Genomic DNA, 14,009 nt, shown 5'->3' with positions numbered 1-14,009 from the left:
CGGACCGGCCCCCACCGGCCGTGCGGCCCCACCGGAGGACTCCGGCGGGGCCGCACGGCCATGGGAGGCCCTTCTTTTCGGCGCCGCTGTCAGCCGGCTCCCGCCCGGGGGCGGCGCACCCGGCTCACCGGCCCGCCCCGGCGGGGCGGGTGTGCAGCACGAAGTAGACGCCCCGGAGGCGGTGGCCGGAGAGGACGCCCCACTCCTGGGCCAAGGCGGCCATCAGGGCGACTCCGCGCCCGTGCTCGGAGTCGGGGAGCGGGGAGAGGGGGCGGGGCGCGGTGGCGGCACCCCCGGCGTCGTGCACCTCGACGCGCACGGCGCCGGGGGAGGTCCTGAGCACGACGGTGAAGCTCCCGCCGGGGGCGCCGGTGGCGGTGTGCAGGATGGCGTTGGTGACCGCCTCGCTGACCAGCAGCTCGGCGGCGTGGGCGGTCTCGGGTCCGGCGTCGGTGCGCTGGTCGATGACCGCGGCGGCCCAGTTCCGGGCCCGGGCCACATAGGCGCGCTTTCCCGGCAGACTGCACCGGAATACGGCGGAATGTTGCGGAAAGTGGTTGTGCGGGGTGAGTCGGGCGCTAGTGTTCTTCACGGTCCTCACCTGGCTTCCTCAGGTCGGGGGCGAGGCCCTGGCGGTGTGTGCTCACCGGCAGGGTCGCTTTCGTGTTTGGCCACACTGTCGCTACAAGGCGCTGACCAGCCATAACTTTCACGAAGTTCGACAGTCGCCACTAATTGGGTGTGGACAGGAGTGGCTGCCTGGTGGTTGAGTGTGGCTATGGTGAGTCAGGAGAGTGCGCGATGGTCGCGGCTGGGCAAGCAGATCCGCGCTGAGCGGGAGAAAGCCGGGCTCTCCCTGGATGATCTATCTGAGGCGACCGGCATATCCGGCTCCATGTTGAGTGCAATGGAGCGCGGACAACGGGGGATAAAACGGTCGCATATAGTGAAGATCGACAGGGCTCTCGGCACTAAAAAAATCTTGGAAGGAGCCTGGGACGGGTCCGCCAGGGTCGAGGTGCTGCCGCCCTGGTTTCGCGAGGCCGCCGCCCGGGAGAGGGCCGCGAAGGAAATTCGGCAGTATGCGGCCCTGTTCATCCCCGGCCTGCTTCAGACCCTGGACTACTCTCGGGCCCTGCTCCGCTCCGGGCTCCCCGCCGAGCCGCAGTCCCGCATCGAGCAGCTGGCCGCCGCGCGCATCGACCGTCAGGCGCTTCTCACGGGAGACGATCCGCCGCGCCTGCTCGTCGTGGTGGACGAGATGGCTCTGAGGCGCCCCGTCGGGGGAGACTCGGTCATGCGGGACCAGCTCGACCGCCTGCTCGCAGTGACCGATGGCCCCTACCCTGTGGTTCAGTTCCAGGTGATCCCCTTCGACACCGTGGGGCACCCCGGCCTTTCCAACGACTTCGTTCTCTACGAGATCGACGGAGGGTCACTTCTCTGGGTGGAGACTCGGAGGACGGGAGACGCCACACAGCAAAGCGAGATGGTGAACGACTATCTGCGCCATTTCGCGAACCTGCAAGGTGCGGCGCTTCCTCTCAGCCTGTCGCGGCGTTTGATTTCTGATGTCTGGAAGGAATTTAAATGAGTGAGGGAATTTCATTCTCCCCTGGTTGGGGGAAGTCGAGCTACAGTAATAGCACTGGTGGTGAATGCGTGGAAGCGTCCTACCTGGAAAGCAATGGGGTGGGGGTGCGCGACACGCAGAATCGCGGCCTCGGCCACCTCTCCTTCCCGTCCGGGGAGTGGTCGGCGTTTCTGCGCGGGGTGAAGTCCGATCGCGGAGAGTTCGAATGACGGCCCCCGGCCTGAACTGGCGCAAGTCCAGCCACAGCAACGACACCGGTGGAGCGTGCGTGGAGTTCGCCCCGGTCCCTGAGCGCGGAGCGGCCGTCCGCGACACGCAGAATCGCGGCCTCGGCCACCTCTCCTTCCCGTCCGGGGAGTGGGCGGCGTTCCTGCGCGGGGTGAAGTCCGACCGCCCCTGACCCCCGCTCTTCCCTCGGGCCCCCTCGCCGCGTCCGGCGAGGGGGCCCGCCGTGTTCCGGGCCGCCAGTGACACCACGTCATGCCTCCGCGGTGGAAACGTCACGGCGCGGAGGTGACGCGGCCGCCCTGCCGGTCAGGGGCGCCCGCTGCTGGAATCAGAGCATGGCCACGACCCAGCGCGACCGCACCGAACCGCAGAGCACCGCCGGCCCGCACACCCCCTGGGAGGACGCAGTGACCGAGACCGACGACCGCACCGGCGGGGCCGGCGGCGCAGGCGCCGCGGCCGGGCAGCCCGTCGACATCAAGCGGGCCATGCTCGACGGGATGGGCGGGCCCTCCGGGATGGTCTACTCCGCGCTGCCGGTGGTGGGGTTCGCGGCGGCGGTGCCGTTCGTCGCGCTGCCGGTGGCGATCGGGGTCGCCCTCGCCGCGGCCGGGGCACTGGCGGTGTTCCGGATGTGGCGCGGCGAGGCCTTCATGACGGCGATGGGCGGCGTGTTCGGCGTCGCGGCCGCCGGAGCCGTGTCGGCCTGGACCGGATCGGCCAACGACTTCTTCCTGATCGGGATCTGGGCGTCCCTGGCGGGCGCGGTGCTCACCCTGGGCTCGCTGCTGGTGCGCCGGCCGCTGACCGGGAGCATCTGGAACGCGATGCACGGCGGCGGGCACGGCTGGCGCGCCGACCGCCCCAGCCTGCTCGCCCACGACCTGGCCACCCTCACGGTGACGGCGGTCTTCGCGGGCCGGTTCGCCGTGCGCCAGTGGCTCTACCTCGCCGACTCCACCACCGGTCTGGCCATCGCCGACACGGTGACCGGCTTCCCGCTGACGGCCCTGGCCGCGGTGGTCGTCATCTGGGCCTTCCGCCGCACCACCAAGCGCCTGGTGAAGGACGCGCCCGCCGCCTGAACCGCGCGCCGCGCAGATCCGCCCCGGCCCCGGCAGAGCACCGGGCGGCCGGGGCCGACCGGCGGCCGCGGCCCGGACCGGCGACGACCCCGCCACGGCGAGGGATTCCGATGACCGGGCCCACCCGCCTCACCGACGCCGACATGCTCCTCATCCCCGGTGCCGAGCAGATGCCGGCCCCCTACCGGGCCCGGAGAACCGGGCGCCTCACTGCGGTGCGATGGTCACCCGCAGCCGGGTCCCGTCCTCGGAGACGGTGGTCGTCAGTTTCGCCGGAGGGCCGGAGTCGATGCCGTCGTGGTCCTGGCCGTCGCCGACGACGCCGCTGGTGAAGTCGGCGAGCTGCCAGGTGTTGCCGGCGGCGTCGTGCCCCGCGACGTAGCGGACGGTGTTCGCCGGGTTGTACTTGTCGCCGCTGCGGGGCATGTTCATGTCGTCGGAGGCGCTGCCGTCGTTGAGGTCCAGCTGCTGGATGTCCGCGCCGTCCAGGCGGATGGAGGTGTTGTCCGCGTCGTGGTAGACGACCTGGTAGGTGCGGGTGGTCTGGATGGGGAAGTCCTCGGTGTCGGGGTCCTTCTCGTCGTTGAGGCGCACCTTGAGGCGCAGGGTCTGGTACTCGTTGCGGAGCTCGAAGGCCGTGAGCCTGGCGGGGTCGAAGTCCATCCGTCCTCCAAACGAAGGGGGTCGCCGAAGAGTCCCGGCGGGGCGGAGGCCCTGGCGGGCGCGGCGCGCCCCGCGGCCTCGGTCACCGACTCTGATGCAGAGGGTGATCGATCCGCAACAGGGGGGCCTGGCCCACTGTGGCCACGGGGAGTCACCGGCCGCGCGCATTTCGTCCCCCTTCTTCCGGGGTACGGCCCGGCGCCGCCCGCTCAGGGAGGCGGTCGGCGGTCGCGGCGCCCCCGAAACCGCAGATGAGGGAGGCGCGGTTCAGGGGCGGCGCGCCTCCGGCGGCCGCCGCCGTGCGGCGGGTCCCGGCCGGAAGGCCCCCTATCCGCCCGCCGGGGCGCGGTCTAGCATGGCGCTCCAGCTCCGAGGTGCGAGCCCGCGGCGACCGGACGGCTCCGGCGGCCGGGGCGGAGTCCGACTCGGCCCGTGCCGGCCCGGGAACGGACGGCGGCGGCGCGGGCCCACCGGAGTGGGGAGCCGCAGGTGGACCAGGAGTCCCTGGCCGTCGGGGTCGGCATGCCGATCGCGCTGTTCATCATCATGACCGGGATCGGGCTGACCCTGACGCCCGGGGACTTCCGCCGGGAGCTGCGCTCGCCGCGCGCGCTCGCCGCGGGCTCGGTCGGCCAGCTGGTGGCCGTGCCGCTCCTGGGGCTGCTGCTCGCGGTCCTGTTCCGGCCGCCCCCGGAGATCGCGGTCGGGCTGGTGATCGCGGCCGCCCTGCCCGGCGGCACCATGTCCAACCTCTGCGCCTTCCTGGGGCGCGGCAACGTCGCCCTGTCGGTCGTGCTGACCGTGGCCGCCAGCCTGGCCGCCGTCGCGACGCTCCCGCTGTGGACCCTGCTCGCGCTGGAGCAGGACGTCGGGGCGGTGGTGCCGCCGCCCGGGGAGACCGTGGGGCGGATGCTGGCCACGGTGGTCGCCCCGGTGCTGCTGGGCATGGCGGTCCGGTACCGGCGGCCCGCGCTGGCCTCCCGCGTCGAGCGGCCGTTCTCGCTGGCCGCCGGGGCGGCGCTGGGGCTGATGGTGCTCGGCGTGGGGCTGGCCCTGCGCGAGGACGTCCCCGACTACCTCCGCCAGGCCGGCCTCGTCGTCGTCCTGCTCAACATCGGCGGCGCCGCGCTGGGCTGGCTGCTGGGCGCGGCGGTCGGCGCCCCGCGGCGGGACCGGCTCACGCTCGCGCTGGAACTGGGCATGAAGAACGCGGCCCTCGGCATGCTCATCGGGGGCACGCTGCTGGGGGACTTCGCCTACGCGGTCCCCTCGGCGGTCTACGGCGCGGTGATGTTCGGCCCGGCCCTGGTGCTTGCCGCCTACGGGCGCAGGACGCTGCCGGCCGGACGGGACGCGGGGGGCTGAGGGCGCAGGGCAAGCGGGGCCGCCCGGACCGGCCGGCGGAGCGGCCGCCCGCGCCTTCCGCGCCGGCCCCGGCCGCCGGTGGAAGGGCCCCGGGGCCGGAACCGGCGCCCGCGCGCACGGCGCGGCTCCGGCGGGGCGCCCCGCTCCGTCCGACGCTCCCGGCCGGGACCATCGGACGGAGCCCGCGCCGGGCGGCTCAGTCGCCGTGCAGCGCGATGCGCGCCTCCTCCGCCGCGTCGCGGGGGCGCCCCGGGGACGCGTCGACGACCACCTCGTGGACCGTCCCGGTCCAGGGGTGCGGCGGGCGGTAGGACCCGTCCACGGGCAGCCCCCGGTCGTAGCCGATGCACAGCCCGGTGCCCCCGTGCTGGAAGACCAGGGGGAAGGCGCCGCCCAGCGGCACCGAGGCCACCGCCCGGCCGTCCTGCAGCAGGCGGAACTCCCCGGCCCGGGGGTCGTAGGCGAAGCCCGCGCTCCGCCGCCCCGGCTCCAGCGGCTCCGGGGCGGCCACCCGGTCGAGGTCGCCGGCCCGGGAGCAGACCAGGGTGAGCCGCCCGCCGGCGCAGTGCAGCACGAAGCCCCCGGTCCGGTCGCCCAGCGCGCACAGCACGCCGTCCGCGCCCCCGGCCGGCACCTCCACGTCGGCGGTGAGGGTGAACCCGCCGAACAGCGGGGGGAGCGCCTCGTCGTGCACGGGCCCGCCCCCGGGCAGGTAGCGGCCCCGCTGCGGGATGCCGTACGCGGGCGGCACCATCGCGGCGAGGCGGTCCTGCAGGGCGTCGTTGAGCGGCAGCACGCCGTTCCGCTCCGCCTCGGCGAACCAGCGCCGCTCCAGCTCGGCGACGGTCTCCGGGTGGTCGTCGGCCAGGTCCCGGGCCTCGGCGAAGTCGTCGTCCAGGCGGAACAGCGACCAGCGGTCGGTGGCGAAGTCGCGGCTGCCGAGCAGGAGCCGCTCCTCGTCCGCGACGCCCCGGGAGACGTGGTCGGTGGTGGCCTTCCAGCCGCCGTGCACGATCGACCGCGAGCCGAGCAGTTCGAAGTACTGCGTCCGCGGCTCCTCGGGCGCCCCGGGGTCCCGGAAGGTCGGGAGCAGGCTGCGGCCGTCGGCCGGCCGCTGCTCCACCCCGTCCACCCGCTCCGGGGCCGGGACGCCGCACGCCTGCAGGACCGTCGGCATCAGGTCCACCGCGTGGCACACCTGGCCGCTGATCCGCCCGGGGCCGGCGATGCCGCGCGGCCAGTGCGCGATCAGCGGGGCGCGGGTGCCGCCGAGCCAGGTGTACCGCTTCCACAGGCGCAGCGGCGTGTTGCCGGCCCACGCCCAGCCCCAGGCGTAGTGCGGGTAGGTGTCCGGGCCGCCCCAGCCGTCCAGGTGCGCCCGGTTGTCGGCGGCGGTGTCGGCCATCCGGGACGAGAACCGGTGCTCGTTGGAGGTGCCCTGCACGCCCCCTTCGGCGCTGGCGCCGTTGTCGGAGAGGAGCAGGACCAGGGTGTTCTCCAGCCGGCCCGCCTCCTCCAGGAAGTCGAGGAGCCGCCCGATCTGGGCGTCGGTGTGGGTGAGGAAGCCGGCGTAGACCTCCTGCATGCGGGCGAGGACGCGGCGCTCCTCGGCGGGGAGGGCGTCCCACTCGGGCACCCAGGGCGGGCGCGGCGGCAGCTCCGTGCCGCGGGGGACGATCCCGGCGGCGGTCTGGCGCGCGAAGACCTCCTCCCGCCAGCGCTCCCAGCCCTGGTCGAACCGGCCGCGGTAGGGCTCGGTCCATGCGGGGGCCACGTGGTGCGGGGCGTGCATCGCGCCGAAGGCGAGGTAGAGCAGGTACGGCTTGCCGGGAGCGGCGTTCCGCTGGTCGGTGATCATCCGCCGGGCGGACTCGACCAGGTCCTCGCTGAGGTGGTAGCCCTCCCCGGGGCCGCGGGGCGGCTCGGTGTAGTGGTTGTCGCGGACCGGCCACGGCGCCCAGTGGTTGGCGTCGCCCTGGAGGAAGCCGTAGAACCGCTCGAAGCCGAACCCCAGCGGCCAGCGGTCGAAGGGGCCGGACGCGGACCGCTCCCAGCGCGGGGTCAGGTGCCACTTCCCGACGGCCATGGTCGAGTACCCGGCGTCGCGGAGGACGCGGGGCAGCGGCGCCGCCGAGGGCGGGACGCGCGCGTTGTACCCCGGGTGGGCGATGGGCAGGTCGACCAGGAAGCCCATGCCGACCGCGTGGTGGTTGCGGCCGGTGAGCAGGCTGGCGCGGGTGGGCGAGCACATGCCGGTGACGTGGAACCGGTTGTACGCCAGGCCGCCCGCGGCGAGCCGGTCGATGTTCGGGGTGGCGATGTCCGAGCCGTAGACCGAGGTCTGGGCGAACCCCAGGTCGTCGAGGACGATGACGACCACGTCGGGGGCGCCGTCCCGGGGGCGGGGGAGCGGGGGGTACTCGAGGCGGTCCCGGCCGGGCTCTCCGGGGGAGGGCGGCCTCCTGGGCGGGGGGTGGGCCATGGCGTTCGTCTCCTCTCGCCGGCCGCGCCGCCGCTCCGGCCGCACCGGCACGCCGGCGTCCGGGTGCGGAGCCTGCTCTGGCGGCCGATTAAAACACACGCTTTAATGGTCGGGACACCCCCCGGCGGGAGCCCTCCGCGGAACCGGGCACCCTGAGCGGGGCGGGCGGTGAGCGGACGGGGAGGCGGCGGTGTCCACGGAGACGGCGATCCTGCTCGCGGCCGAGCGGCTGTTCGCGGTGGAGGGCATCGGCGCCACGTCGCTGCGGCGGATCGGCAAGGCGGCGGGCCAGCGGAACACGGCCGCGGTGCAGTACCACTTCACCGGAAAGGACGAGCTGATCAGGGCCGTCTTCCGGCACCGGCAGGAGGTCATCGGCGCGCGCCGCCGCGAACTCCTCCGGGCCCTGGAGGGGGAGCGCCCCGCCGGCCCGCGCGGCCTGGTCGAGGCCCTGGTCCGCCCCCTGGCCGAACAGGCGGCCCGCCCCGGCAGCCACTACGTGCGCTTCCTGCACCGGGTGTTCGAGCACACCGGCCACGACACGGCCGCGCTGTCGGAGATCTCCGGCCTGGACGAGGCCGCCGCCATCGGCGGCCTGCTGGCGGACCGGCTGCCCTTCCTGGCCGAACCGGGATGCCGCTTCCGCCCCCGCTGGGCCGGCCGGCTGATCATCACCTCCCTCGCCGACCTCGAACAGCGCCTCACCGCCCCGGGCGCCCCGGACCCCGAGGAGTTCGCCACCGCCCTCACCGACGCGGCCACTGGCCTGCTGACGGCCCCGCCGACACCTCCGCCCGGCCCCGCACAGTAAAAAAAGGGGGGCGGTCCACGCGCCGGTCGAAAAGGGAGGAGCCGCAGCGCATGACTTCGGGAGGTGCCGACGATCCATCCCGACCCCGAACCCCTCGTCCTGGGGGGCCGCCGCCGGGGCGGTGCTGAGCGCCGCCGTGGTGGCGGTCTCCCCGCGGCGGTGGCCGCGGTCCGCGCCGCGCGACTGCCTGGTCCTGTTCACCCTGGCAGGCGCGGCGGCCAGTGCCGCCATGGCGAGCGGTCACATCCACCCCCTGGCCCCTCTTCCCGGTACGCCCCTGGTTCTGGCCGGCTTCGCCTCGGCCACGCCGGCGGCCGCCTGGCTGCGCGGCCTGACCGGCCCCGTACAGACATGGCGGTCCTATCCGAGGACCGTCGTCCTGCTCGCCGTGGCGAGCTTCTCCCTGCTGGTCTCCCTCCCGCTGTTCTTCGTGTACGCCGTCGGTGCGGCACTGGGGGGAACGCCGGCGGGAGGGGCCGGCGCCCGGTGCGCCCGCTCGGTCTACGACCGGGTGCCCAATGCGTGCTGCGGGTTCTTCCTGGCGGGCGCGGTCGGCGCGGTCGTCGGCGCGGTGCTCGTCATTCCGCCGGCCTTGTTCTCCACCATCGCGATCGTGGAGCTGCACCGGTTCGTCCACGGGTGAGAGCCCGCGGTGAAGGAGTCCGCCGGCGGCCTGCCCCCACCGGTACCGCCCGCCGGGCGGGCGGGTTCCGTACCGCCCCCCCCGTGCGGCGAGGGCGGCGGGCCCGACCGGCTCCGGGAACCGTTCCCTCCGCCGTGATCCGGTGCCAGAATGACGGGGTTCTCCCCGGCTCCGCGGTGACCGCCTGGACCGCGGCGCTCTCGCGCGGTGAAGCAGGCGCGGAACCGCCTCCCCGGCACCCCCGGCGGCCGGGCGCCGCAGGGCCGCCGCGGCCCTGCGGCGTGCGGTGCCCCCTGCGATCGGAGCGGCGATGGAACCCAAGCGCATCCTCGTGCTGTGCCACCGCAGCGCCCGCGACGGCGGGCTCTTCGAGTTCAACCGGCGGATCACGATCGCGCTCGCCGAGCTCGGGCACCGGGTGACCCTGCTCACGGCTCCCCCGGTGGCGGACCATCCGGGGGTGCGCATCGCCGAGGTCCCGGCCGTGCCGGGCGGGGAGCGCGATCCGATGTCGGTGGCCCGGGAGATCCGCCGCCTCGCCGCCGGCGCCGGACTCGACCGGATGGGGCTCGCACCGGCGGGGGAGGGCTTCGACATCATCATCGGCCACACGCACCTGACCGGAGGGGCCGCCGCGGACCTGCGCGACCGCTTCTTCCCCCGGGCGCGCGCGGTGGCGTTCTCGCACGCGGCGATGGAGCGGCTGCCCGAGGTCATCGGGAGACCGGAGACCATCGCCCCGACCCGCCGCGCGGAGGTCGCCACCTGGAAGCGGGTGGACCTCGCGGTCGGGGTGGGGCCGCTGCTCACCGAGGAGCTCCGCCACACCATCGGCGAGGAGCTGCGCGGATACGCCGTGAACACGCACGAGCTCATTCCCGGGGCGGACGCGGCCGCCGGCGCGGGGCCGCCGCGCCCCGCGGCGCCCGGGGCGCCGTTCCGGGTCCTGCTCCTCGGCGGCCTGGACAGCCCGCTCAAGGGCGCCGACACGGCGATGCGCGCGGTCGTCGCGGCGCGCCGGATGGGCCACGACGTGCGCCTGGCCATGCGCGGATACGCCGAGGGCGACGTGGAGGGGCGCCGCCGCGCCGCGAACGCCATCGCGGGCCGCCCGGGCATCCTCGACGTGCGCCCGCTCACCACCGACGACCGTGTGATCGACGCCGACATCAGGGACTGCGACGTCCTGATCCTCCCGTCGTGGAACGAGGGGTTCGGGCTGGTCGCGGCGGAGGCCGCCATGATGGGCCGCCCCGTCCTGGCCACGTCGGAGTCCGGGTTCGCCTGGTTCCTGCGGGATCCGCGGCGCGGCCGGGCCGCGGAGTTCGGCGCGTGCGTCGTCGACGACGCGGGGTTCTTCGCGTCGGCCGCGCCCCGATGGCACGCCGAGGCGGGCGCCGGCTCCGATCCGTGGAGCTGGAGCGGTGTCATGCACGGCCGCCACGACCTCTGGACCCGGGCGCTGATCGGCGCCGCGCGCGCCCGCGAGGAACGGCTGCGCACGGCCGCGGAGCTCGCCCGCTACCTCGAGGGGTTCACCTACACCCACGGTGCCCGCGCGCTGGTGCAGGCGGTCGGCGCGCTCCCGCCGCGGATGCCCGGAACCGGCGCCGCGGCGGCCCGCCACACCATGCAGGGCGAGCGCGGCGACCTCTGGCGGGTCGCGGGCCCGCCGCCGGGCGGTCCGCCGCGGGCGCGGCCCGGCAGGGCGGCGCGGCCGACCCGGCGGGAGGGGGCGGAGCAGGTGCGGCCGCGCTGGAGCGACCACCCCGGGCTCAGAGCGCCGCGCTGACCCGGAGCGGGCCGCCGGGGCGGGCGCGCGGCCGACGGATTCCGGACCGGCCGGCGGCGGGGTCCAGCGGATCGGAAAAGCGGGTCCCCGGTGCTCCGGTGGGGCTTCGGGACACCGCCCGGTGGCGCCGTGCCATTCCCATTGTTGCGGTTGGCCACCGGGGCGGCCGCCTCCCCCTTCCTCCGGCCGGTCCGTGTGTATGGTCCGTTCCTGCCGGTCCCGGCCGGATCCGGCGTCGCCGACGCCGGGACCGGGATCCCCCTTCCGGGACCGGCTGCCGGGCCTCCGGCGGGGGAGCGGGCCCGGTGTCCGGACCCGTCCCATGAGCAGGAGGCGCTGTGCACGACGAAACCGCCGCGCGGCGGTCGTCGCCCGCGAGGGTCGCGACCGTCGGCGCCGTGTCCACCATCGCCGCCGGCCTCGTCGGCACCGCCTTCTTCGGCGTGGGCGCGGTGGGCCACTGGGACGAGCTGTCGGACGGGTCCACCTGGCTGTGGAGCGCCACCGGCGAGGTCGCCCGCGTCAACGCCCACAGCGGGCGCGTGGAGCTCGCCCAGGGAGTGCAGGAGGCCTCCGGCCACCCGGTGCGCCTCGCGCAGAACGGCGAGCACGTCGTCGTGCACGACCTCGCCACCGGAACGATGACCTCCATCGACCTCGTCCGCCTGGAGAACTCGGGCACCACCCGGGCCGGGGCCGACCACCACCTGGTCTTCGGCCCGAAGGGCGCGGTGGTGATCGACCGCGACGCCGGCGAGGTCCGCCGCGTCGACCCGGAGACCCTGCGGCCGGTCGGCGAACCGCTGCGGGTGTCGGGCCCGATCGCGGGGGGCGCGTTCGACGGGGACGGCCTGCTCTGGTTCGCGGTCCCGTCGCAGGGGACGGCGGTCGCCGTCGACACGGCGGGGAAGGGGCGGCCGGAGGCCGTGGACAGCGTCGCCGTGGGCGAGCCCGGCGCCGACCTGGTGGCGACCGTGCTCGACACCGGCGTCCTCGTCGCCGACCGGGGCACCGGGACCATCACCCGCGCCGGCGACGGCCGCCCGCGCTCCGTCGACTCCCCGGTGCCGCTGGCCGGCGCCGAGATGCCCGAGCGCACGCGGGGCGGACCCGCGCCGATCACCGTCCCCGAGGCGGGGCGCGTCATCGCCGTCGGCGGCCTCGACGGCGACCTGGGCGCGACCGAGGTGGCCGTGCACGGCGCGGAGCCCGAACCGGCCCTCGCCTTCGCCGGGCGCATCTACGTCCCCCAGCCCGCGGACGGCGCCGTCCGCGAGTTCGCGGCCGACGGAACCCAGAACGGCCGGATCGACGTGCCCGGCGGCGACACCGGCGAGCTCCACCTCGAACTGCGCGACGAGCACCTCTTCATCAACGCGCCCTCCTCCGAACTCGCCCTGATCGTCGGCGCCGACGGCAGCGTGCGCGAGGTCAGCAAGTACGAGCCCGAGCCCGAGGAGGGCGACGGCGGCGGGGGAGAGTCCGGAGCGCCGAGCGAGCAGGGCGACCACTACGTCGAGGGGCCCGACGCCGAGGCCCCCGAGCGGCCCGACCTCGGCGACGCGAGCACCCCCGACGAGGAGGGGGAGCTGCTCGCGGAGGGGCCGCCCGCACGGCCGGAGGACGAGGAGCGCGACACCGGGCAGGGCGAGGGGGAGGGCGCCGAGGAGGGCTCCGGCGCGCCGCCCGCGCGGCCCGAAGGGGAGCAGGCCCCCGAGGAGGGCGCGCCCCCCGCACCGCCGGCCGGGCCGGACGGCCCCGGTCTCCCCGGCCCGGAGGGCCCCGGACTCGAGCTGCCGGAGCCGCCTGAGTTGCCCGGACTTCCCGGTCCGGGAGAACCCGCTCCGGAGGAGCCCGGACCGCCCGGTGAGGAGCCGCCCGGACAGCCCGGCGAGGAGGGCCCGGAGCTGCCCGGGTGGCCGGGCCCCGCGCCCGAGCCCGAGCCCGAAGAGCCGCCGGTCGAGGAGCCCCCGGCCGAGGAGGAGCCGCCTCCGGCCGAGGAGCCGCCGACCGGGGAGCCCCCGGTCGAGGAGCCCGCCCCCGAAGAGCCGCCGGTCGAGGAGCCGCCGTTGGAGGAGCCCGCCCCGGAGGAGCCCCCGGTGGAGCAGCCGGCACCGGAGCCTCCGCCCGTGGAGGAACCCCCGGTGGAGGAGCCGCCGGTCGAGGAGCCCGCGCCGGAGCCTCCGCCCGCGGAGGAGCCTCCGGTGGAGCGGCCCGCCCCCGAGCAGCCGCCCGCGGGCGGGGCGGCCGCGCCGGAGCAGAGCGGGGGATGACCGCGCCCCGCGGTGCGCCGAGCACCCGCGGGCCGGTGCGGCGGGATCAGGGACCAGTGGGAGACATGACCGAATCGACACTGCTCGAGAGCGGGCACGGACCGGGGGAGGCGCCGCCTCCCGAGGAGGCCGCCGCCCGCATCGGCGCGCTCGCCGACGCGATCGGCGAGGCCGTCGTCGGCAAGGACGGCGCCGTGCGCCTCGCGCTGGTGGCGCTGATCTGCGAAGGGCACCTCCTCCTGGAGGACGTGCCCGGCGTCGGCAAGACGACGCTGGCGCGCGCCGTCGCCGCGGTCACCGGCGGGACCTGCCGGAGGATCCAGTTCACCCCCGACCTGCTGCCCTCCGACGTGACCGGCGTGCCCGTCTACGACCAGGAAACCCGCACGTTCGGGTTCCACCCGGGCCCGGTCTTCGGCAACGTGGTCATCGCCGACGAGATCAACCGCGCCTCGCCCAAGACCCAGTCGGCGCTGCTGGAGGTCATGGAGGAGCGCCGGGTCACCGTCGACGGCACCGCGCGCGAGGTGCCCCGGCCGTTCCTGGTCGTGGCGACGCAGAACCCGGTGGAGATGGACGGCACCTACCGGCTGCCCGAAGCGCAGCTGGACCGGTTCCTCATCCGGCTGTCCCTCGGCTACCCCGACACCGGCGCCGAACTGGCCGTCATGCGCGGCGGGGCGCTGCGCCGGCCCGAGGAACTGGCCCCGGTCGCCGCCGCCGGCGAGCTGGAGGCGCTGCGCGCCGCCGCGGAGCGCGTGTTCGTCCACGACGCCCTGCTCGACTACATCCTGCGCATCGCGCAGGCGACGCGCGCCCACGGGGAGGTCCGCGTCGGCGTCTCGCCGCGGGCCACCCGGGCGTTCGTCGGCGCGCTCCGCGCGTTCGCCGCCGCCGACGGCCGCGGCTACGCCACACCGGAGGACGTCAAGGGCCTGGTCGGCCCGGTCTGGGCGCACCGCCTGGTGCTCGCGCCCGGTGCGGCCGTCGGCGGGCGCTCGGCCGAGGCCCTCCTCGCCGACCTCCTCGGCGACGTCCCGGCCCCCGACCCCGCCGCCGCGGCGGAGGCGTGA

General features: G+C 75.7%; 13 protein-coding genes. 10 read left to right on the top strand and 3 right to left on the bottom strand.

Annotated features, from left to right (window positions below):
- Nucleotides 1–124: 124 nt before the first annotated feature.
- On the bottom strand, nucleotides 125–592 hold the full coding sequence (locus tag J0910_RS19035) for an ATP-binding protein (protein ID WP_474646596.1): 468 nt from the start codon (nucleotides 590–592) through the stop codon (nucleotides 125–127).
- 186 nt (nucleotides 593–778) lie between these two features.
- Here J0910_RS19035 and J0910_RS19030 point away from each other — a divergent pair, with 186 nt between their 5' ends.
- The 4 genes from J0910_RS19030 (at nucleotide 779) to J0910_RS19015 (ending at nucleotide 2,907) form a co-directional block, all read left to right on the top strand.
- Nucleotides 779–1,594 carry a helix-turn-helix domain-containing protein gene (locus J0910_RS19030; protein WP_420159891.1) on the top strand — a complete coding sequence of 272 codons (816 nt, stop codon included), beginning with the start codon at nucleotides 779–781 and terminating at the stop codon, nucleotides 1,592–1,594.
- Nucleotides 1,595–1,662: 68 nt separating this feature from the next.
- A complete protein-coding gene (locus J0910_RS19025) occupies nucleotides 1,663–1,803 on the top strand; it encodes a DUF397 domain-containing protein (protein ID WP_420159890.1) in 141 nt (46 codons plus the stop codon).
- Entirely contained in the window at nucleotides 1,800–1,994 is a 195-nt protein-coding gene (locus J0910_RS19020; protein WP_420159889.1) for a DUF397 domain-containing protein, read from the top strand. The genes J0910_RS19025 and J0910_RS19020 overlap by 4 nt, the downstream gene beginning before the upstream one ends.
- A 163-nt stretch (nucleotides 1,995–2,157) precedes the next feature.
- Nucleotides 2,158–2,907 (top strand): DUF3159 domain-containing protein, encoded by a 750-nt coding sequence (locus tag J0910_RS19015; RefSeq protein ID WP_420159888.1) that lies wholly within the window; start codon nucleotides 2,158–2,160, stop codon nucleotides 2,905–2,907.
- Between the two features lie 207 nt (nucleotides 2,908–3,114).
- On the opposite strand, the gene J0910_RS19010 is transcribed toward J0910_RS19015, so the two are convergent.
- Nucleotides 3,115–3,570: a hypothetical protein gene (locus J0910_RS19010; protein ID WP_420159887.1), complete on the bottom strand. Its 456-nt coding sequence runs from the start codon at nucleotides 3,568–3,570 to the stop codon at nucleotides 3,115–3,117.
- 489 nt (nucleotides 3,571–4,059) lie between these two features.
- Here J0910_RS19010 and J0910_RS19005 point away from each other — a divergent pair, with 489 nt between their 5' ends.
- Nucleotides 4,060–4,935: a bile acid:sodium symporter family protein gene (locus J0910_RS19005; protein WP_420159886.1), complete on the top strand. Its 876-nt coding sequence runs from the start codon at nucleotides 4,060–4,062 to the stop codon at nucleotides 4,933–4,935.
- Between the two features lie 196 nt (nucleotides 4,936–5,131).
- On the opposite strand, the gene J0910_RS19000 is transcribed toward J0910_RS19005, so the two are convergent.
- Nucleotides 5,132–7,417 (bottom strand): arylsulfatase, encoded by a 2,286-nt coding sequence (locus J0910_RS19000; protein WP_420159885.1) that lies wholly within the window; start codon nucleotides 7,415–7,417, stop codon nucleotides 5,132–5,134.
- A gap of 190 nt (nucleotides 7,418–7,607) precedes the next feature.
- Here J0910_RS19000 and J0910_RS18995 point away from each other — a divergent pair, with 190 nt between their 5' ends.
- From J0910_RS18995 to J0910_RS18975, 5 genes are all read left to right on the top strand, one after another.
- Nucleotides 7,608–8,228, top strand: coding sequence for a TetR family transcriptional regulator (locus tag J0910_RS18995; RefSeq protein WP_420159884.1), 621 nt, complete (start codon nucleotides 7,608–7,610; stop codon nucleotides 8,226–8,228).
- A gap of 121 nt (nucleotides 8,229–8,349) precedes the next feature.
- A complete protein-coding gene (locus J0910_RS18990; RefSeq protein WP_420159883.1) occupies nucleotides 8,350–8,871 on the top strand; it encodes a hypothetical protein in 522 nt (173 codons plus the stop codon).
- Nucleotides 8,872–9,181: 310 nt separating this feature from the next.
- Entirely contained in the window at nucleotides 9,182–10,663 is a 1,482-nt protein-coding gene (locus J0910_RS18985) for a glycosyltransferase family 4 protein (RefSeq protein ID WP_420159882.1), read from the top strand.
- Between the two features lie 338 nt (nucleotides 10,664–11,001).
- Nucleotides 11,002–12,936 (top strand): NHL repeat-containing protein, encoded by a 1,935-nt coding sequence (locus J0910_RS18980; protein ID WP_420159881.1) that lies wholly within the window; start codon nucleotides 11,002–11,004, stop codon nucleotides 12,934–12,936.
- A 65-nt stretch (nucleotides 12,937–13,001) separates the two neighbouring features.
- The gene (locus J0910_RS18975; protein WP_420159880.1) at nucleotides 13,002–14,009 is read left to right on the top strand and encodes an AAA family ATPase; all 1,008 of its coding nucleotides are present in this window, start codon (nucleotides 13,002–13,004) and stop codon (nucleotides 14,007–14,009) included.

The organism is Nocardiopsis oceanisediminis, assembly GCF_048595525.1.
Taxonomy (GTDB): domain Bacteria; phylum Actinomycetota; class Actinomycetes; order Streptosporangiales; family Streptosporangiaceae; genus Nocardiopsis_A; species Nocardiopsis_A oceanisediminis.
The sequence above is the reverse complement of the archived record's forward strand: the minus strand, read 5'-3'. Positions and strand labels throughout refer to the sequence as shown.

Excerpts from the sequence above, each read along its gene's own strand:
- J0910_RS19010 (WP_420159887.1), bottom strand. The coding sequence starts at position 3,570 with ATGGACTTCGACCCCGCCAGGCTCACGGCCTTCGAGCTCCGCAACGAG.
- J0910_RS19030 (WP_420159891.1), top strand. The coding sequence starts at position 779 with ATGGTGAGTCAGGAGAGTGCGCGATGGTCGCGGCTGGGCAAGCAGATC.
- J0910_RS19000 (WP_420159885.1), bottom strand. The coding sequence starts at position 7,417 with ATGGCCCACCCCCCGCCCAGGAGGCCGCCCTCCCCCGGAGAGCCCGGC.
- J0910_RS18975 (WP_420159880.1), top strand. The coding sequence starts at position 13,002 with ATGACCGAATCGACACTGCTCGAGAGCGGGCACGGACCGGGGGAGGCG.
- J0910_RS19020 (WP_420159889.1), top strand. The coding sequence starts at position 1,800 with ATGACGGCCCCCGGCCTGAACTGGCGCAAGTCCAGCCACAGCAACGAC.
- J0910_RS19015 (WP_420159888.1), top strand. The coding sequence starts at position 2,158 with ATGGCCACGACCCAGCGCGACCGCACCGAACCGCAGAGCACCGCCGGC.
- J0910_RS18985 (WP_420159882.1), top strand. The coding sequence starts at position 9,182 with ATGGAACCCAAGCGCATCCTCGTGCTGTGCCACCGCAGCGCCCGCGAC.